This is a genomic window from Solibacillus silvestris (genome assembly GCF_051967575.1).
In the GTDB taxonomy this organism is placed as follows: domain Bacteria; phylum Bacillota; class Bacilli; order Bacillales_A; family Planococcaceae; genus Solibacillus; species Solibacillus silvestris_B.
This window is the reverse complement of record NZ_JBQCJW010000009.1, coordinates 112840-132255: the sequence shown is the minus strand read 5'-3', so window position 1 is coordinate 132255 and position 19416 is coordinate 112840. Positions and strand designations below refer to the sequence as shown.

General features: G+C 39.8%; 18 protein-coding genes and 1 pseudogene. 4 read left to right on the top strand and 15 right to left on the bottom strand.

The features are described from left to right. Positions 1-507, bottom strand: a pseudogene (locus ACTHOQ_RS08495) (hypothetical protein); the annotation flags it as partial. A 586-nt stretch (positions 508-1093) separates the two neighbouring features. Between ACTHOQ_RS08495 and ACTHOQ_RS08490 the strand changes: the two are divergent. Both ACTHOQ_RS08490 and scpC read left to right on the top strand, forming a co-directional pair. Next, the gene (locus ACTHOQ_RS08490) at positions 1094-1744 is read left to right on the top strand and encodes a LytTR family DNA-binding domain-containing protein (protein WP_440495467.1); all 651 of its coding nucleotides are present in this window, start codon (positions 1094-1096) and stop codon (positions 1742-1744) included. Between the two features lie 340 nt (positions 1745-2084). Next, entirely contained in the window at positions 2085-3605 is a 1521-nt protein-coding gene (gene scpC, locus ACTHOQ_RS08485; protein WP_440495466.1) for a succinyl-CoA:acetate CoA-transferase ScpC, read from the top strand. A 124-nt stretch (positions 3606-3729) separates the two neighbouring features. On the opposite strand, the gene ACTHOQ_RS08480 is transcribed toward scpC, so the two are convergent. From ACTHOQ_RS08480 to ACTHOQ_RS08425, 12 genes are all read right to left on the bottom strand, one after another. Then, a complete protein-coding gene (locus ACTHOQ_RS08480; RefSeq protein WP_440495465.1) occupies positions 3730-4131 on the bottom strand; it encodes a 3-oxoacyl-ACP reductase in 402 nt (133 codons plus the stop codon). Between the two features lie 353 nt (positions 4132-4484). Then, a complete protein-coding gene (locus ACTHOQ_RS08475) occupies positions 4485-4766 on the bottom strand; it encodes a GNAT family N-acetyltransferase (RefSeq protein ID WP_440495464.1) in 282 nt (93 codons plus the stop codon). A 90-nt stretch (positions 4767-4856) separates the two neighbouring features. After that, positions 4857-5780: a DUF1002 domain-containing protein gene (locus tag ACTHOQ_RS08470; RefSeq protein WP_440495462.1), complete on the bottom strand. Its 924-nt coding sequence runs from the start codon at positions 5778-5780 to the stop codon at positions 4857-4859. 203 nt (positions 5781-5983) lie between these two features. Further along, positions 5984-6841, bottom strand: a complete 858-nt coding sequence (locus ACTHOQ_RS08465; protein ID WP_440495461.1) for a CvfB family protein — start codon at positions 6839-6841, stop codon at positions 5984-5986. A gap of 26 nt (positions 6842-6867) precedes the next feature. Next, positions 6868-7287, bottom strand: coding sequence for a transcriptional regulator MntR (mntR, locus tag ACTHOQ_RS08460; RefSeq protein ID WP_440495460.1), 420 nt, complete (start codon positions 7285-7287; stop codon positions 6868-6870). A gap of 222 nt (positions 7288-7509) precedes the next feature. After that, entirely contained in the window at positions 7510-7791 is a 282-nt protein-coding gene (locus ACTHOQ_RS08455) for a late competence development ComFB family protein (RefSeq protein ID WP_440495459.1), read from the bottom strand. A gap of 150 nt (positions 7792-7941) precedes the next feature. Continuing rightward, complete coding sequence (locus ACTHOQ_RS08450) at positions 7942-10062, bottom strand: heavy metal translocating P-type ATPase (RefSeq protein WP_440495457.1); 2121 nt, start codon at positions 10060-10062, stop codon at positions 7942-7944. 5 nt (positions 10063-10067) lie between these two features. Beyond that, positions 10068-10412: an ArsR/SmtB family transcription factor gene (locus ACTHOQ_RS08445; RefSeq protein WP_440495476.1), complete on the bottom strand. Its 345-nt coding sequence runs from the start codon at positions 10410-10412 to the stop codon at positions 10068-10070. Between the two features lie 569 nt (positions 10413-10981). Further along, positions 10982-13393: a penicillin acylase family protein gene (locus ACTHOQ_RS08440; protein ID WP_440495456.1), complete on the bottom strand. Its 2412-nt coding sequence runs from the start codon at positions 13391-13393 to the stop codon at positions 10982-10984. Between the two features lie 81 nt (positions 13394-13474). Further along, on the bottom strand, positions 13475-14233 hold the full coding sequence (locus ACTHOQ_RS08435) for an exodeoxyribonuclease III (protein WP_440495474.1): 759 nt from the start codon (positions 14231-14233) through the stop codon (positions 13475-13477). Positions 14234-14353: 120 nt separating this feature from the next. Further along, positions 14354-15265 (bottom strand): UDP-N-acetylmuramate dehydrogenase, encoded by a 912-nt coding sequence (gene murB, locus ACTHOQ_RS08430; protein WP_440495455.1) that lies wholly within the window; start codon positions 15263-15265, stop codon positions 14354-14356. An 85-nt stretch (positions 15266-15350) separates the two neighbouring features. Next, entirely contained in the window at positions 15351-15656 is a 306-nt protein-coding gene (locus ACTHOQ_RS08425) for a winged helix-turn-helix transcriptional regulator (RefSeq protein WP_440495454.1), read from the bottom strand. 179 nt (positions 15657-15835) lie between these two features. Between ACTHOQ_RS08425 and ACTHOQ_RS08420 the strand changes: the two genes are divergently transcribed. After that, the gene (locus ACTHOQ_RS08420; protein ID WP_440495453.1) at positions 15836-16360 is read left to right on the top strand and encodes a YceI family protein; all 525 of its coding nucleotides are present in this window, start codon (positions 15836-15838) and stop codon (positions 16358-16360) included. A 55-nt stretch (positions 16361-16415) separates the two neighbouring features. Here ACTHOQ_RS08420 and ACTHOQ_RS08415 read toward each other — a convergent pair whose 3' ends face one another. Further along, positions 16416-17054 (bottom strand): FMN-dependent NADH-azoreductase, encoded by a 639-nt coding sequence (locus tag ACTHOQ_RS08415; RefSeq protein ID WP_440495452.1) that lies wholly within the window; start codon positions 17052-17054, stop codon positions 16416-16418. 144 nt (positions 17055-17198) lie between these two features. Next, a complete protein-coding gene (locus tag ACTHOQ_RS08410; RefSeq protein ID WP_440495451.1) occupies positions 17199-17903 on the bottom strand; it encodes a DsbA family oxidoreductase in 705 nt (234 codons plus the stop codon). 122 nt (positions 17904-18025) lie between these two features. On the opposite strand from ACTHOQ_RS08410, the gene ACTHOQ_RS08405 reads away from it, so the two are divergent. Further along, complete coding sequence (locus ACTHOQ_RS08405) at positions 18026-19405, top strand: FAD-dependent oxidoreductase (protein ID WP_440495450.1); 1380 nt, start codon at positions 18026-18028, stop codon at positions 19403-19405. Positions 19406-19416: the final 11 nt, after the last annotated feature.

Below are 19416 nucleotides of genomic sequence, written 5' to 3'. Positions count from 1 at the left end.
GATTTTAATAGAACAGATTTTGATTTTGATAGAAAAGTTAAGTAGCTTGATGCGACAACTATATTGACAAACACCGTGACGGAATGTAGGTTGCTTACGGTCTGCGATAAAGTAAACATAAAAATCGACTAAGTCATCCGCAAATTGCAGAAACTCGGCATCTTTCATCTGGTTTTCCACCATATCTGCACAAGCCAAATTGAAGGCAAACGCTTTCTTTGAAGGAACTTGATTGTCTAATAGCTTCCGCGCAACAATCGATGATAAAATAACAAAATACGAGCGCACTACTTTAATAACTTGTTTACCAAAGCGGGCCGATAAAATGTCTATAATTTCATGTAATGTCTTTTTTGCCTTTGCCGCCTCTAAATGGTAGACTTCAAAAATCAATCTAGATTCCAGCACAAAAAAGTCCTCGATACCAGCATATTGATTAATATTGTCAATTTCTTGAAAGTACCGCTTCGAGATTGTTTCCGAGATTGAATATTGATGTAATTGCATAAATTACCCCATCTTTCTTCAGAATAAACATTCTGTTACTTATTGGAAAGACAAATCGAATACGAAACGCACAAGATATTGTCCTTACTTTTGCAGATAGGGATGCTCACTACGTCATCCAATCTGCCTCAAAAAACAAGTAAAATTGTTATATTAATTTTAGAAATTTGCATACTTAAACTTCCTTTTATTAAGCGAAGTGATTATTTATACGTTTTACGGATTCAAAATACAATACTATGTTTTGCATATAATTGTTCATTTTATTAGTAACTATAGTGAATATTACCATATTCCAAGTTTTCCTTTCAACCTAATTTTAACAATTAGTATAGTACAAAATTATCATGATACTTCCCTTTTATAGAAAAATGGAGATTTAATAATTCTATATTTCTAGAAATATAAAGCTTTTCAAATACTATTTTTTGAGTTGTCTACTCATCGGATTTTTTCTTAAAAATTTCACTTTACATGTTCTTCAATAATATTTCCCGATAAAAAAAATCTTCTTAACCTAATTTCTTTTAATATGTAGTAAAATAGTTCATAATTGTATAAAATGCTTATAAAGAGGTGTTAGAAAGTGGATCCAAGACAAATAGAAGAAATCATGGAAGTAATTAAAGAATTTTTCCCAGAAAATACATCAATTGCTATTTCAGATACGAATGAGTATTTATATTACCAGCCAAGTAAAAAGGTAGATTTAAAAATTAAGCCTGGTGACCCGATAAAAGAAGGTTCAGCTGCTTATAAAGCATTAACATATGGTCAAAAAATCAATTCCTACATCGAGTCGGATGTATTTGGAGTTCCTTATTACGGTATGAGTATTCCTTTAATTGAAGAAGGAGAAACAAAGGGTGCCATTACAGCTATTTTCCCTCAAAAGCCATCACCATTCCTGACAAATTATATTACAGTTAAAATTGATGATTGCTGGTACCCGATTAAACATAACCAAGTTATTTATCTTGAGACGCAATTACGTAAAACTTTCGTAAAAACGATGCACCGTGAAGGATATCACCGGTTGAACTTAAGCGATTTAGAACTGTTTTTAGCGCCGGATTCATTCATCCGATGCCATCGCTCTTATATTGTAAACATCGACTATATCGAAGAAATCCAGCCAGACTCACATTCGACTTTCTTGTTGATTATGAAAGACGGAACACGCATTCCAGTAAGTCAACGCTATGCAAGCTACTTCCGCCGTTCTTTAGGCTTCTAAAATAATTCATTTAAGCGACTTGTGCATGCAAGTCGCTTTTACTCTTTCCATATACAACCCTTAGCCTTTTTTACTCTTTTTTCTATCGTAATTGTATAAATTTGCTAACTATATAAACTTAAAGCATTACAGGAATTACACTTTTCTCTCCTTTACACTTTAAAATTCTCTATTATACTGCTTTTAAGCGCTTTTATGTTAGGCGTGAAGTAAATGTGACAATTTGATGATATTATTAATATACATGCCAGTTTAGTACCTGGTTAAAAAAACAGAAAATTCTAAAAATATTTTCTGATTAATCAAACGATTAAAAAACTTTTTAGGGGAGGATTTATAAATGGATCCACGAGTTGAGAAACGTTTAGGTTTAAAACAATTAGCAGATAAAATTGTATCTGCACAAGAAGCTGCCTCTTTAATCGAAGACGGCACAGTAGTAGGTATGTCAGGATTTACACGTGCTGGTGATGCTAAAGTAGTTCCTATGGCATTAGTAGAGCGCGCTAAAAACGAACAAATTAAAATTGATGTATATACAGGGGCTTCATTAGGTCCTGAAGTTGATAACTACTTAGCTGCTGCTGGTGTTATCAACAAACGCGGTCCTTTCCAAGGTGACGCGGTAATGCGTGGTATGATTAACAAAGGCGATATTAAATATGTTGACGCTCACCTTTCCCATAACGCTGAGCTAGTGCGTCAAGGTATTATCGGTCCAGTAAAACACTTGATTTTAGAAGCGGTTGCTATTACTGAAGACGGCTTAATCATTCCAACAAACTCTGTTGGTAACTCTCCGATTTTTGCTGAGTATGCAGAAAATATTATTATCGAATTGAATATTTCTCATCCAGAGGCATTAATCGGCATCCATGATATTTATATTCCTGGTGAGCAAGGTAAGCGTGACGTAATCCCGATGACAAACCCCGAGCAACGTATCGGTGAAATCGGTATTCGTGTTGATTTAGATAAAATTCAGGCAATCGTTATTTCTGAAGAGCCAGATGCGCCTTCATTAATTGTTCCTCCAGATGAGGAAACACAAAACATGGCGAACACTTTATTGGACTTCTTCCGCTCTGAAATTAAAGCAGGCCGTTTAACAAATGAATTAATGCCATTACAATCAGGTGTAGGATCTGTAGCAAACGCTGTATTGGACGGCTTTGCTGATTCAGAATTCGAAAACTTGGTAGTAGCTTCCGAAGTATTGCAAGATGCTGTTTTCAACTTAATCGATGCTGGTAAAGTTCGTTTTGCAGCTGCAACTTCTATTACACTTACAGAAGAATTACAGAAGAAAGTTTACGGCAACTTAGAGAAGTATGCTGATAAAATTTGCTTGCGTCCACAGGAAATTTCTAACCACCCGGAGCTTATCCGTCGTATGGGATTAATCTCAATCAACACAGCCCTTGAGTTAGATATTTATGGTAACGTAAACTCTACACATGTTTCTGGTACAAAAATGATGAACGGTATCGGCGGTTCTGGTGATTTCGCTCGTAATGCTCGTTTAGGTATCTTTGTAACGAAATCATATGCTAAAGGCGGCGCGATTTCATCAATCGTACCAATGGTTTCTCACGTAGACCATACAGAGCACGATGTAGACGTAATCGTTACTGAACAAGGTATCGCTGACTTACGCGGGCTTGCTCCAAAAGAGCGTGTTGAATTAATTATCAAAAACTGTGCACACCCGGATTTCAAAGAGCAATTATGGGATTACTATAACCGCGCTGTTGAAGCAACAGGTGGCGCGCACACTCCTCATATTTTAGAGGAAGCTCTTTCTTGGCACGTTAATCTTGCCAAAAACAAAACAATGAAAAAAGAAGTAGCAAAAGCTTAATTCTTATTAACGCATAGAGGGTTTGCCCGAAAAGTTTTAAATTACTTTTCGCGCAAACCCTTTTTGCGTTGATTGTATTTTGGAACGTATTCGCACTGCCTTTGTTCATTAATAATTAGTTTGTTTAAGAACGCTTTTCCTGCTCTTCATTATAATAATCAGTTGTTGTTTGAGCGCCCTCTTCAACCATCTGATTACCTTCCAGTGTATGATCCGCAACATCGCCGGCTGTCATTGCAACATCTTCTATACTTTCTTCCGCATAATCCTTTTTCCCTACAGAGGCAGATTTGGCCATATTCGTATCCAAATCTTTCGGGAATGAAGGCTCGGCTTCACCATTGCCGGCCACTTTTTCTTGCGCTTTTTGCATTAAGCCTTGCATGCCGCCATTGTCATTCATTTTGTCTTTCGCTTTATTGAAATATTCCATCGCCTTATCACGGTTTTCCTTTTTGCTTAAAAAAGAAGCAGCTCCTGCCAATAATCCTGCCATGACGACGCCTTTACCTTTTAATTTAGCCATAATATTACCTCCACATTCGAAATTTAGTTTAACATGTCATATAAATTAATATACCCTTTGAAATTCTTTTAAAACCTATTGCTATATAGGATTAAAAAACCTCTGAATTGGATAAATATATATAATAGAACAAAAACTTAAGGGAGTGTTGGCTATGTTTCAAAATAAAGAAGTTACCTACAAAGGAACTGAGGTGCTCACGCTACTCGGCGTCTCTGGTGTTATTACTGTTTTGATTTCATTTTTCGTTGGATTTTAAACTGCATGGAATGTTATTATGACCCCAAAAATAACTATATGCCATAGTAAAAACACGATTTCCGTAATGTTGGAAAATCGTGTTTTGAATGTTGCTATACTTTTACGTCGTCATATGCGTCGCTTTTTTCAAATGAAGAAACGACATAGGAGCAAATGGCATTCATCTTCAAGTTATTTTCGCGTGCATAGTCTGCTGCTCTATCCAACAGTTTTTTAGCTACCCCTTGTCCGCGCAAAACATCGGATACATACGTATGGTCCATATTCATAACCCCGTCGCGCAATAACCATGTAATCTCAGCTACTCGCTCACCGTTTTGCTCATATTCAAATGCACCATAATTATTCCCTTTGTCTTTATACGTAAATTCCATCTTTCTCCCTCCTCTTGTTATTCCCAATATATCATATTTTGAATTTTCGCGAAAAATAAAAGCACTCAATATACGAGTGCTTTTAACAGATTACTCTTCCTTTTTAAACCAGGAAGAAATCGTATCGATCAAATTCGTGAAAAAGTTTTTGACACTTTGCCAAAAGCCTTCATCCTCTAAAATAGCACCGAACTTTTCATCAAATTTCGCTGTCAAATCTGAAAGCTGTGAAGATAATTTACCGAAATCTATATTTAAATTACTGATGCGGTTCATTAAATCGACCAGCAGCTGGCGGTCTTTGTCGCTTAAATTAATTTGCAGCTTCGCTAGCTGCTCTTCTACAATTTGCTGGACTTCCTCTTTTGTTGCCGGCTTGTTTTCGGCGATTGCTTTTTTGATTTGCGTTAACAATTCAGCCACTTGTGCATCTGTAACACCTGCCGATTCAGCAAGCGATGTGGCAACGGACAATTCATCATTCGCTACATCGGTACGTTCAATGTCCAATGTCTCGCCTGTCTTTACTTCATATGCTTTATAAATGCCGACCAATGCAGAATGACCTGTTACCGGCTTTGGTGCGGCAATTTCCACTATTGCATCTTCAATGCCTGCTGTCAGCATTGCGCTTGCATACATTTCCGAAGTGACTTGTGTAATATTCGCAGGTGTTACAATACTGATCGTTAACCCTTTCCCCTCATCCTGACGCGTAATTTTCGCAGATGAGAACATACGGGAGCTAGGATTGCTGTCTTTAATATATTTTGCTAAATCTTGTCCTGAAATTGTAATTTCGTCTACTTCTGTTTCCTGGTCAACACGCAATGCTGTTTTGACAGTTTCCTTTTCTTCAGCAGATAAGTTACTTCCATAAACAACGATAGGTACACCAAGCTTTTCATTGATTGGATTTTTTTGTTCAGTTGTCGCTGCCGAAACACCTAATGGCATAAATACTGTTACCATTAATACTAATGCTGCAACAAGCGAAATCCATTTTTGTTTCATTGTAAAATCCCCCTTTTCAAATGTATATTCCCATTTTTACAGAAAACCTGTCCAAATATCATATACATTCATTAATTAATACGAATTAAAAAAGCAAAAGGTTGCAAACATGTCTCCCCTTTTACTTTTCATTGTTCATATTATCAGTTGCGCCTCAGCAGCATTCATATCCCGATTTCCGATATTTGCTGAAAGAAGTCTGCTTATACGATTTCAGTCCAGCCATCTTTTTGCGTAATTTTGCGTGCCTTCATTAATGTGCCAAGCGCGCGCTTAAACGAACCTTTGCTCATATTAAACATTTCCGTAATCTCTTCCGGTGTGGACTTATCGCCAAATGGCATTTTACCGCCTACACTTTCTAAATAAGCAAAGATTTTATCTGCGTCATCACCTAATCGCTCGTGCTTGCGCGGTAAAAACGAGCCATTTAATGAGCCGTCTTCCTTCACATCTATAATGCGCACTTGCATATCCTGCCCTAAACGAGGCTCTGCTTTCATTTCCGATTCGTGCACAAAAATGCGGTACGGTTTATCGATCCCTAACAAAAATGAACCTACAGGCAATAAACGGTACGGACGGGCAGCAATATTTTTATTGAACATCTCCTCCGCAGCACCTTCATACATGTCATTCACTTTTTCTTCCGTTATTAATCGCCCGAATAAGTCGCCGTTGCGATCTGTGCGTAATGTCATATACAAATGATCTCCAGGCTCAGGCCAAACTTCGCTGATTGCCGGCAAATCTTCTGCGCGCACTAATACTTCACGGGACGTGCCGATATCGCAAAAAGCGCCTTCCTTCGTTACTTTCAACACGCGCGCCCATCCGTAATCCGCCTCTGTGATGTGGGGTAATGCCGTTGTTGCTTGAAGGTCGCCGCGTCGGTCTGTATAGAGGAAAACTTTCACTAAATCGCCAATCGCTATTTCATTATCCAAATCCGATGCGTTTAAAGGGATTTCCAAATCGCCGTTTGTTAAAATATAGCGTGATCCTTGCTGTTCCAATACAGTTAATTCCACTACTTGTCCTGACTTAATTAATTGATTCATCATATTCTCCTTTTTCTCGTCAATCATTACATACTATGATTTGATTTCATTTCTTCTAGCTTCCTTGCCATATCGGGCTCTTCCTCTAAAAGCTGCACAAGATCTGCAATGCGGTCGATTGAATTCCAGCTTAAATGATGTTCGATGCCTTCCACGTCCTCGTAAATACGTTCCTCATCAACTCCTATTAAACGCAAAAACTGTTCAAGCAGTTCATGCCGCTGCACAAGTCGCTTCCCTAATTTTTGCCCCTTTGGCGTCAATGTTAAGCCTCTATATTTTTCATACACTAAATAGCCGTCTTTATCCAATTTCTGCACCATTTTCGTAACGGAGGAAGGTAGAACAGATAAAGCTTCAGCAATATCGGACACACGAGCATACCCTTTATTTTCGATTAGTAAATAAATTTGTTCAATGTGGTCCTCCATGCTAGGTGTTGGCATAACTGTTCCCTCTCTTTCCAATTGCTACTTTAATTTTACTACAGTTTCACGCAAAAAGTTAACTGAAAACAGTGAACGCTAAAAGAAAGAGACTATTCAATTTAGTATGCCCCTAATTGAATAGCCTCCTAATTCAAATTTATTATAAAAACTTGCCAAACGGCTACCTATTTACATGAAAGAATGATCCTTTTCCAATGAAAGCCGCTAATCGTTCTTCCTTTATGAGTGATTTGGATACCTGTCAACAATGTGAAGCGCACGAATAATTTGTTTATTTATTTCTCTAATGTTCTCGGGCGTATTCATTTCTTTGAATACAGCATCTCTTGATTTATTTGATGCGACATATCTAGCAGGTAAAGCATTCAGTGCAATTGCATTTACGTCCATTTCACATTGTTCGCAGTGGCAAAATGTTTGATATTCAACGCCATGTAGCAGAAAACTAACAAGCCCTCTTACAATCTCCTCTGTCACATTTACTAATTTTACATTTGACATCTCAATCTTTCGCCTCATTTGAATTTCAGAATTATCTTGTTCAATCATATACCGTTCAGTAGCATAACTCAAGAATTCCAGCAACAAAAGTAATTTTTTTGCCTTCGTGCACTATATATTATCTTGCTCTGTTTGACAGTTTTTATAATGTTAATTTTTTATTTTCAATAATCTCAGTGAATTTAAAATGACCAGCAATGTCGCGCCCATATCGGCGAAAATGGCAATCCATAATGTCAGCCAGCCTGGTATGATAAGCAAAATGGCAATGAACTTCAGGCCGAGTGCAAACGCTATGTTTTGTTTAATGATTTTTATTGCTTTTTTGCTTAATTTCATCGTATATGGCAGTTTCGATAGATCGTCTGCCATGAAGACAATTTGAGCTGTCTCAAGCGCCGCATCCGTACCAGCACCGCCCATCGCAATCCCAATATCGGCCGCCGCCAAAGCCGGTGCATCATTTACGCCGTCCCCTACCATTGCAACCGAATTATATTGCTGCTGCAAGTCTTTCATTGCCTGCAATTTATTTTGTGGTAAAAGATTTGCCCTTACATCATTAATATTAAGCTGATCGGCAATTTTTTGTGCCGTCAATGATGCATCACCTGTCAGCATTACGGTATGGCGGATATGATTGTCATGAAGTGCCGAGATCACTTCTTTGCTTTCTGGCCGAAGCTGATCGGCAATCGACATAATGCCTAAAACATAACGGTCATTTGCAGCGACAATTACCGAATGGCCGTTTGATGCAAGCTGATCAATTTTACTTAATAATTGTCCCGAAATAGGAATGAACGATTGTATCCAAGTGACACTTCCTGCATAAATTACTTCGCCATTAACAGTCGCATACGCACCTTTTCCTGTCACAGACTGAAAATCTTCCGCCTCGGAAACATGAATTTTTTCATCAAAAGCCTTCGTCAAAATAGCTCGGGCTAATGGGTGCTGTGATTTTTTCTCTACAGCAGCTATTTTTTCCAGCAATGTATGCGGATTTTCATCAGTCGCCTCCACTATTATTTCCATTACTTCAGGCTGCCCTTTTGTTAATGTACCGGTTTTATCGAAGGCAACCGCTTTAATGCGGGCCAGCTCTTCTAAATAGGCTCCGCCTTTAATTAATACCCCATTGCGGGCCGCGTTTCCAATCGCTGTCACAATCGCTACAGGCGTTGAAATAACAAGTGCACACGGACAGCCTACAACTAGAACTGCCAGCCCTTGGTAAATCCAATGCAGCCAATTACCTGTTACGGCGCCCGGCACGATTGCAACAAGAAAAGCAACTGCCATAATTGCAGGTGTATAATATTTGGCAAAACGGTCAACGAACTTTTGGGAAGGCGCTTTTTCAGCCTGCGCTTCTTCCACTAAATGGATGATTTTTGCAATCGTCGTATCTTCAACACGCTTCGTCACTTCTATTTCAAGTGCTCCTGCTTCGTTCAATGTTCCTGCAAAAACAGTGTCCCCATTCTTTTTTGTGACAGGAATGGATTCACCGGTAATCGCAGCCTGATTTACAGTGGAAATGCCCGAAACAACGACACCGTCCATAGCGATTTTCTGTCCTGGCTTTACAATTAAAATATCACCAATTCGTATCGCTTCCGTCGCAACTTCCATCTCATGAAAATGAGCATTATGCGCTCGTTTAACTGTTGCTGTCGCGGGTGTCAAATCAATCAACCGGGAAATCGATTGGCGTGCTTTATTCATGGAATAGGCTTCCAATGCTTCACTTACCGCAAAAAGGAAAACGACAATTGCAGCTTCTTGCCATTCCCCTATAATAGCCGCCCCGATAATTGCAATCGTCATCAATGTTTTCATATCAAATTCCGCGTGCAGTAAATTTTTTATACCCGTTATGAAGATTGGGTAACCCCCTACAATGATTGCGACTGCATAGAGACTATTCACCAAAACATGCCCTTCACCGAAAACGAAACTGCAAATGACCCCAATTAAAACGAAAAACAATGAAAAACCGGCAAGCTGATTTTCTTTGCGCTTATAAAACGGTATCTTTTCAACGACTTTACGTTCACTTGCCGGGGAAACTTTAATGCCGTCAAATGCCCCGGCAGCCTCCAATTGGGCAATTGTCACTTCACCTTTTACCGTTAATTTTGCTGCGCCGAAATTTAACTGCACTTCTTCTACTGAGTCAATTTCCTTCACATTTCGTTCAAATTTTGCCGCACAATTTGCGCAAGATAAATTTTCCAAGCGGTATTGTTCTGTTTTCTGTACCATACAATTCACTCCTTTGAATGCTCATAGGCAATCTTTACAATTTGATGCACATGATCATCCGCCAAAGAATAGTACACCATCTTCCCTTCACGCGCGGATTTTGCCAAGCCATTTTCCTTCAAATAGCGTAAGTGATGGGAAGCTGTCGCCGTACTAGTACCGATAATCGCTGCTACATCACATACACATAAACGTTCTTCTATTGTTAGCGCAAATGTAATTTTCAAGCGTGTTTCATCAGCGAGAGCCTTTAAAAATTTCGCTACCTTTGAGAGCTCCGGCATTTGCGCCCTTACATACTCTACTGCCTGCTCATTGACCTTTGTCACTTCACAAATATCCTTCACTATTCACACCTCATTCAAATATGTATTTGAATGTATTATAGCTTATGCATATACTACATTCAAATGATTGTTTGAATGACCCTTATTATGAAGCGCCTGTTTAAATTTGAAAGAGGCTGGGACAGAAGTAAAAATTTCATTGGATATGGAGAAACCCCTTTTTAAGAAAAGGACATTTTATGAAATTGATTGGAATGGAGGGCGAGTGTTCGTGCTGACGGTTTCACCTTTCGCACTGAAAAAACATCAGCTGTCGGCTAACGCCTTTCGCTACAAGATTTTCTCTGTGACGAAAGCATTAGCGACAGTCACAAGCAGAGCTTCCTGCGGGAATAGCGAAATTTATTTTGCGACGAAAGCGTAGCGACAGGAGCACTGACGCCTGAGACTAGGAACAAAAGCTAAGAACGCCACGTCCTGTGGCAACGCTTTTGTGACCAACATCGTGTTGGCCTCACGCCCGCGGAAAGCGTCCCCGAATGGAAATCAATTTTTACACCCAGCAAAAAACACCATTTTTCTCTGAGAGAAAAATGGTGTTTTTGGGTTATGTCTCAGCCTCTTTCATTTTATTATTCGGCTTTTAAAATTAATTTGTACTCAGTATTGATATCGCCATTGATATTTGTTTTATGGTAGCGACCGTATACCCAGTTCGAAACTTGGTTGTCGTACCATTTCGACTTCATATGCCCGCTCTGACCAGGACCGACAATATGATATGCTGTCGATAAATCATTTAGATCTGCTACAAAGCGCCATGATGCACCATGATATACATTGCCGTTCCCGTCCTCTGCAGCAGCTTGAACCGTTACACTTGAACCACCTACCGGCAGCTTTTCGGGATTCACGTAATCTGCCAGGAAGTCGGAAGCGCCTGCCAATGGATGATTGAATGTAAGCTTATTGTAGCTTCCCCATTTCCATTTTGAAATTGATGTGCCGAACTTACCCTCAATTTTCTTTACAGCGTCCTCGAACGCCGTGTAAACAAATGCGTCCAAGCCACCTTCCTCCGTAATCCATACACCCGGATTTCCGGCATATGCGTCACGCAGCATTTGATCGGTAATTTGCGATTTGGCCGGCATTAGTTTGAATACATCCTCTGGCATTGCATCCTTAAATAATGCTTTTTCCATATTTTCAATCAAGAAGTGATACACAAGCGGGGCTCCCTGATCTTTGTCATCATAGTATTCCCATTCTTCCAATAGTGTGATGACTTTGTCGTACTTGCCATCTGTATCTTGCGCTTTAATCGTTTCCATTAACTCCGGCAAAAATTCTTCGGCATGCAAGTTTTTCTTATCCATTTGCATCCCTTTCATTTCAGCGACCGTCAGCTTTAGTAATTTGCCAGTCTCTTCGTCATGCACAGGTGTTTCAATCATTTCCACGATGCGTTCATAACGATATGGCTGTGCCCAGAGGTTCGAAATATGATATGGGTATTCGTCGCCTACCACTTGATTGTTCGCTGTCGCAATATATCCTTCTTCCGGATTGATGACAGTCGGCAATTCGTCAAATGGAATATAGCTTTCCCAGCCGTATTCAGAGGAATTGCCCGGTACCGGCAGCGCGCCTGTACCCTGCTTGCGGATTGGCACAAGACCGTTCGCTTTATAGGCGATTGTCCCGTCCGTCGAAGCAAATACAAAGTTTTGCGCCGGCGCTTTAAAGTCCTCCAATGCCGTCTCGAACTCTTCCCAGTTTGTCGCTTTGTTGAATCCTAATACTGCCTTTAATTCCTGTGTTGACTGAAGGGCGGTCCACTGCATGGAGAACTGTTCTTTCACTTCTGTTTCCTTCAGCATAATATTGGAAATAATCGGACCGTGGCGTGTCTCCACTACTTCAAATTCAACTGTTTCACCGTCTTTTACTTTAATAGGCTCTTCCCGGACAGTTGCATCTTCCCATTTGCCGTCATATTCGAATTGATACGGGTTTTCCGGGTTTGGTGTTTCGATATATAAATCCTGTACATCCGGGTTAACATTCGTCACACCCCATGCAATTTGTTCGTTATGGCCTAAAATAATGCCGGGAATGCCCGCAAAAATGACCCCACTCACATTTTGCTCAGGTGACTGCAAATGCATTTGATACCATACAGATGGAGTGCTCAATCCTAAATGCGGATCATCTGCAAGCAAAGGCTTTCCTGATTCCGTCAGATCACCGCTAATTACCCAGTTGTTGCTTCCGTTAAATTCCGAAGGTAAATAATCCGCTGTAAAGGCACTTGCGATATCTGTTTCCAGATTCAGGTTTGCCTCAATAATCGATTTTGCATTTTCAGGGTATTCCACAAATAATTCTTCGGCTTGCTCTTTTGTATAATTTTGCAATGCCCATGAACGGAATGCTTGCTGATTCCAGTTCCCGCCCAGGTCATACGCCATATATTTCCCGATTACCAATGAATCGATCGGTGTCCATGTGTCCGGAGTGTATCCAAGCAATTTGAATTCATAGGAAAGCTTGCTCGTACCTTTTACTTCGTCGATAAAGGCATTGACCCCTTCTGCATACCATTCCAAAATTTGCTGCGAATCGGCATCATAATCATCCCAGGAATTTTCCGCTGCATGACGCAGGCTGAACGTACGGAAAAATTTATCTGTATTTACAGCAGATGCCCCAACAACTTCCGCTAAAGTACCGCTCGCTTGACGACGTGCCAAATCCATTTGGAATAAGCGGTCCTGTGCTTGTACATAGCCTTGAGCACGGTAAAGGTCGGCATCCGATTTCGCCACAATATGCGGAACTCCTACACCATCTCTCGTCACTTCAACATCTTCGTCCAAAATCGAAACAATAGCCTCGCCCTCGATTAAAGGCTTTGAATTTGCTACGTATAAATGCAAACCCGCTACTGCTGCACCGCCTACAATAATTAAAATTCCAATTGCCCATATAACAATATTAATAATTTTGCGCCCTTTAGACTTATTCGCCTGTTGTGCCATTAAATCCACCTCTTTGTTTCTTAGTTTGCAAAGCGTTACCCATACTCTTCGGAAAGCAGCTTTTCTCTTTTTCTATTCATCTTACACTGTTTTTAATTTTAATACGATAGGGCAATGATCGCTACCTAAAACTTGCGAATGAATCGAAGTTTCTTCTATTTGCGGAACGATGCGATCTGATACGATAAAGTAATCAATGCGCCAGCCGATATTTCGTTCGCGCACTTTCGCCATATAGCTCCACCATGTAAAACGATCGGTTTCATTTGCATGGAAATGGCGGAATGTATCTGTAAACCCGCTGGCAAGCAAGTCTGTCATCTTGCCGCGTTCCTCATATGTAAAGCCTGAATTTCCGATATTGGATTTCGCATTTTTAATATCGATTGCTTCATGCGCAACATTCAAATCCCCACAATAAATGACGGGTTTTTTCGCATCAAGTTCCTTTAAATAAAGCGCCATCCGATCTTCCCAAAGAAGACGTTCCTCCAAACGCGTTAAATCCCGCTTCGCATTTGGTGTATATGTATTCACTAAATAGAATTTTTCGTATTCCAGCGTGATTATACGTCCTTCATCGGCTGCGACTTCATTTTCGATGCCGTAAAATACATCTAATGGCTTGTGCTTCGTAAAAATCGCTGTACCTGAATAGCCTTTTTTTACTGCATCATGCCAATATTGATAATAGCCGTCCAATTGTAAATCAATTTGTCCTGCTTGGCATTTTGTTTCTTGGATGCAGAAAAAGTCCGCATCCATTTCACTGAAATAATCCATAAATCCTTTTTTTACACATGCACGTATACCATTTACATTCCATGAGATGAATTTCATCATTTTTGCTCCTTCTATGTAACTTATGCTTCATGACGGTTGCTATGTCATTTAGTTTGATGCAAAAAAGATAACTCGCACTACATTAGCGCGAGTTGAAGTCTTCTTTATTTTCCAAATTTAATCTTCACCGACAATTTTTACTTCCATTTCCAAGTCAATATCGAATTTTTCCTTCACAATGCGCTGCACCATTTGAATCGTCTCGATATAGTCCTTTGCGGTCGCATTGTTTTTATTGACGATAAATCCTGCATGCTTTGTAGAAACTTCCGCTCCTCCTACACCTTTGCCCTGCAGCTCGCTATCTTGAATTAATTTACCGGCAAAATGTCCTGGAGGGCGTTTAAACACACTTCCTGCTGAAGGGTATTCCAGCGGCTGCTTTGATTCACGCTGGAATGTTAAATCCGCGATTTTTTCATCGATCTGCTGTTGGCTGCCTTGTGCTAATTGGAATGTGGCGGACAATACGAAATAGCCTTTTTTAGCAATGATGCTTTTCCGGTAAGAAAGCTCCAGCTGCTCGTTGTCCAATACTAGCCGCTCTCCCTCAGGTGTCAGCACAGTGCACGATGTCACCACATCTTTGATTTCTCCGCCGTATGCACCCGCATTCATAGCCATTGCCCCGCCGATTGATCCTGGAATGCCACATGCAAACTCAAAGCCAGTTAAACTGTTGGCTGCAACTTGTTTCGATACTTCTTTAATTAAAGCACCACTTTGCGCATGGACGATATTGCGATCAATACGGATTTCGTTTAATAAGGAAAAATGCAATACGATGCCGCGAACTCCGCCATCCCGCACGACCATATTCGAACCGTTTCCCAGCATTAATAAAGGAACCTTTTTTTCGTAGGCGTATTTTACAACTGCCGCTGCTTGCTGTTCTGTTTCAGGCAGCACTAAAATATCCGCTTTGCCGCCAAGTTTTGTCATTGTATATTTTTTTAATGTTTCATTTATTTTTATATTGGCTGAAGGTATCCATCGCAATAAATCATTTTCCCATTGTTGAATTGTCATAAAAGCCATTTTCCTTTCTCGTAAAGCTGACGTACTTTTTTAGTATCTGTTTTTACCGCGCTTTTTACAAGTAAAACCGTATTATTTAAAGCCAGTTTTTCGCCCATTTTTCGATTTCCCTGACAGTCTGTTCGAGCGAATGTCCTTTCTCGGTCAAATTATATTCAACGCGGATCGGTACTTCTGAATACACTTTACGTTCAACAATTCCTTCCTTTTCAAGCTCCTTCAGACGCTCTGACAATAATCGTCCACTGATCGGCAAAGCAGCTTCAATCGCATTAAAACGTTGCGGTCCTTCTAGTAACTGATAAATTATTAAAGCCGTCCAACGTTTTCCGACAAGCTCCATCGCTTTTGACAAACGCGGACATAATGCTGATTCTTTCATGTTATTCACCTCATATTTTACAGCCTTAAAACTAAATTTATTTAAATGCTTATTATGATATTACCACTTATCATCAATTACGAAAAGTAAGTAGCTTACTGCGACGATATTCACATTGTAATAAATAACCATCTATTTTATGATGGAAGTAGTATTTTGCAATAAAATGAGGTGATATTATGACAACTTATGTAGTGGACTTTTTCCACTCGTCCATTAACTTTTCCATAAAGCATATGATGATCACGAAGGTGAACGGCACTTTTGATTCTTTTTCAGCCCAAATCGAGGCAGACGAAATCGAAACGTTTAAAGAGGCATTCATTCGCTTTGATTTGGATGTGGCAAGTGTGAATACACGTGACAATTCGCGTGACCAGCATTTGATTTCCGGGGACTTCTTTGATGCAGACCGTTATCCAAAAATTACGTTTATTAAAAACGCGGTGGAGGGCGGAAACGATAAATTTAAATTACATGGGGATTTAACGATAAAAGACATTACAAAACCCGTTACTTTTGAGGTGGCCTACAACGGGCATGTAAAGAGCCCATGGAATGCTGATACATATGGTTTTACATGTAAGACAATAATCAACAGAAAAGATTTTAATTTAACTTACAATGCAGCTTTGGAAACTGGCGGGGTTTTACTCGCAGAGCAAGTTCATGTTAATGTGGAATTACAGTTGAACAAAATGTAAAAAAAGGGAATGCCCCGAAATAACTTTTCGGATATTCCCTTCTTCGCGATATGAATTATGCTGTCACCATTGCTAATTTTTGAGCCGAAGCTTTTACTTTTTCTAATCCGTCAGCAATAATCTGCTCTGCTGCTGCCGGATTTGAAGCATGACCTTCGATAATCACTTCATCGATTTTCTCCATGCCGTATACACCGCCTGCTACAGCGTTAATATAGTTTGCCGACATTTCAAGCGCCGACATTTCCGGAGTCGAATAAACTCCGCCGCGAGCTGATAATACGATATATTTTTTATCTGGCATTAAGCTGATCTGGTTGCCGTTTTCATCATATTTGAATGTATAGCCTGCGCCATATGTGTAATCGATGAATGATTGTAATGCAGCTGGAATTGTTAAGTTCCATAACGGGAATGCAAATACAACTACATCTGCAGCTGATAAAGCTTCGCGAGATTTATTGAACGCCGCGATTGAACCCGCTTCGATAGCCGATAATTCCTCGCCTGCTTGTGCTTTACCGAATGCATTGAATAATTCCTGTCCGAAATATGGCATATTTTCTTCAAACACGTCAAAAGTTGTTACATTTAAACCTTGTTCGTTTGCTATTTCCGCCATGAATGTTTCATACATTTTTGTTGATACTCCGTCTGGACGGTTATTTGCTTTTACAACTAATACATTTGTCATTATTTTATTCTCCCTGCTTAATGAATATTATTTATTGTTGAACTTTTATCTTGTTTTTGAGTATCTCACATTCGAGGTACTTTTATATAATAAAAGAACAATCAAAAAAAATCAATATGATTGCTCTCATACTTTAGACCGAGATTAAATTTCGCAAGAATCGTCTGTGCATGCTGCTCCGCTGCTTCCTTGCATTTTTAAAGGTTTGCGCAATCCAATTTCCTGTGCGGCTTTTTCGATTGTCTGCTCAAACACTTCTTGTGGCTGTGCTCCTGAAATACCGTATTTATTATCAATGACGAAGAATGGCACACCACGCACACCCAATTTTTGGGCAACTGCAATATCTTGCTCGACTTCTCCCATAAATTCATTGCCATCGATAATTTGCTGAGCCTTTTCAGCCGGCAGATTTACTTCTTTCGCTAAAGAAAGCAGGACGTCCGTTTGACCAATTGCTTCCCCTTCCAGAAAATATGCCTTTAATACTCTTTCGGTAAATTCTTTTCCTTTGCCTTCTGTTTCAGCCCATTTCGCTAAACGGTGCGCTTTCACTGTATTGGCACTTTTCATATTATCAAAATTATATTCTAGCCCAACTTCTTTTGCACGCGCTGCGACATTCGCCGTCATCTTTTTTACTTCTTCCAAAGAAATTTGATATTTTTGTTGTAAATCTTCATAAACAGAGCTCGACGTATCTACCGGTGTAGAAGGATCTAATAAATAACTTTTATATTCCACTTCAATGCCGTCGCCATACCCTAACTGCTCCAATGCGATTTCCAACTGCTTTTTTCCAATATAGCAAAATGGGCATACATAATCCGACCATACCTCTATTTTCATTCTGATCACACTCCTTGTACTGTATTGTAACGAGCGTCCATTCAAATGTACAATTTTTGAATTGGAAATATTGTATAAATTATGTATCAATACCCCATGCTAAAAAATAAAAAGGTGATATTTTGAAACAATCGCTCTGGCTTCAATCTAATGAAGATTTTTCTTTTCCAGCTGTTAAAAAATCGCTAAAATGCGATATATGCATTATCGGCGGGGGGATAAGCGGGATCTATACTGCCTATTCGCTCGCTAAAGAAGGTTTTCAAGTTACATTAATCGAAGCACTCCCCCAGTTTGCACATGGAACAACCGCATATTCCACAGGAAAATTAACGGTGCAGCATAACATTATTTATTCAAAAATGACGGAAGAAGACGGCAAAATTTATTATGAAGCAAATAAAACCGCGATTGAGCAGGCTGTTTCCGAAAACAGCGACAGTTTCACAAAGGCAACTTCGTTTTTATACACAGCGGCGGATCAAGGAAAGGAGCAGCTGCTAAATGAAGCAGAACACTATAAAAAAATAGGCATTCCTTTTGTCGCATCAAATGAAATCGAACTTGATCTTCCTGTAAAGCTGGCGCTCGGAATAAAAAATGAATGGCAAATTGACCCTGTCCAATTCACCAATTTCTATGTCCATTTAGCAAGAAAACATGGGGCACAGCTCTATTTAAATACACGCATCACTAAAATCGAACCTTTAAAAAACTGTGTTCATACATCAAACGCCTATACGATTCAATATAAAAAGCTTATTTTATGTACACATTACCCTATCGAATCCATTCGTCAGCTTTATTCCATGAAGCTGCAAGTTAGCCGTTCTTATTTAACGGCGACAAAATGCCCGCAACTATTGGAAGGGCAATATATAAGCATTGATTCCCAAAGTCGTACAATACGCAGCGCACTTGTAAATAATGTGCCTTATTTTATATATGGGGGCCAATCGCATCTGGCTGGAACAACAGGCGATACGGACCACTTTTACGAAACATTGCAGCATGAGCTAACTGCATATTTTGAGCTACCCGCATTTGAATATGGCTGGAGTGCGCAAGATATAATGACCGCTGACCAAATCCCTTATATCGGGCAGTTATCACCGAATGATGATAGCTTATATATCGCTACAGGCTTTAATAAATGGGGGCTATCCTCATCGCTTGTCGCAGGCATACTTCTTCCCAGTCTTATAAAAAAGGAGCCAAATGCCGCCACGTCGCTGTTTTCCCCAAACCGCTCGAACTTTGGAAAAACATTATACTTCATGCTGCAAACAGGCGGTTTCATTAGCAAGGAGCTCGTAAAAGGGTATATTGCACGTCCTGATGCGCCTCGCTGTACACATTTAGGCTGTAAAACAAGGTGGAATGAAGCAGATGAAACATATGATTGCCCATGCCATGGCTCTCGCTATAATGCGAAAGGCGAAGTAATAGAAGGTCCTGCCGTCTATCCATTGGACATAAAAAAATCCGGTCGCTCTAGTTGAATAGAGCACCG

Excerpts from the sequence above, each read along its gene's own strand:
- scpC (WP_440495466.1), top strand. The coding sequence starts at position 2,085 with ATGGATCCACGAGTTGAGAAACGTTTAGGTTTAAAACAATTAGCAGAT.
- ACTHOQ_RS08480 (WP_440495465.1), bottom strand. The coding sequence starts at position 4,131 with ATGGCTAAATTAAAAGGTAAAGGCGTCGTCATGGCAGGATTATTGGCA.
- ACTHOQ_RS08475 (WP_440495464.1), bottom strand. The coding sequence starts at position 4,766 with ATGGAATTTACGTATAAAGACAAAGGGAATAATTATGGTGCATTTGAA.
- ACTHOQ_RS08470 (WP_440495462.1), bottom strand. The coding sequence starts at position 5,780 with ATGAAACAAAAATGGATTTCGCTTGTTGCAGCATTAGTATTAATGGTA.
- ACTHOQ_RS08465 (WP_440495461.1), bottom strand. The coding sequence starts at position 6,841 with ATGAATCAATTAATTAAGTCAGGACAAGTAGTGGAATTAACTGTATTG.
- mntR (WP_440495460.1), bottom strand. The coding sequence starts at position 7,287 with ATGCCAACACCTAGCATGGAGGACCACATTGAACAAATTTATTTACTA.
- ACTHOQ_RS08455 (WP_440495459.1), bottom strand. The coding sequence starts at position 7,791 with ATGTCAAATGTAAAATTAGTAAATGTGACAGAGGAGATTGTAAGAGGG.
- ACTHOQ_RS08450 (WP_440495457.1), bottom strand. The coding sequence starts at position 10,062 with ATGGTACAGAAAACAGAACAATACCGCTTGGAAAATTTATCTTGCGCA.
- ACTHOQ_RS08440 (WP_440495456.1), bottom strand. The coding sequence starts at position 13,393 with ATGGCACAACAGGCGAATAAGTCTAAAGGGCGCAAAATTATTAATATT.
- ACTHOQ_RS08435 (WP_440495474.1), bottom strand. The coding sequence starts at position 14,233 with ATGAAATTCATCTCATGGAATGTAAATGGTATACGTGCATGTGTAAAA.
- murB (WP_440495455.1), bottom strand. The coding sequence starts at position 15,265 with ATGACAATTCAACAATGGGAAAATGATTTATTGCGATGGATACCTTCA.
- ACTHOQ_RS08425 (WP_440495454.1), bottom strand. The coding sequence starts at position 15,656 with ATGAAAGAATCAGCATTATGTCCGCGTTTGTCAAAAGCGATGGAGCTT.
- ACTHOQ_RS08420 (WP_440495453.1), top strand. The coding sequence starts at position 15,836 with ATGACAACTTATGTAGTGGACTTTTTCCACTCGTCCATTAACTTTTCC.
- ACTHOQ_RS08415 (WP_440495452.1), bottom strand. The coding sequence starts at position 17,054 with ATGACAAATGTATTAGTTGTAAAAGCAAATAACCGTCCAGACGGAGTA.
- ACTHOQ_RS08410 (WP_440495451.1), bottom strand. The coding sequence starts at position 17,903 with ATGAAAATAGAGGTATGGTCGGATTATGTATGCCCATTTTGCTATATT.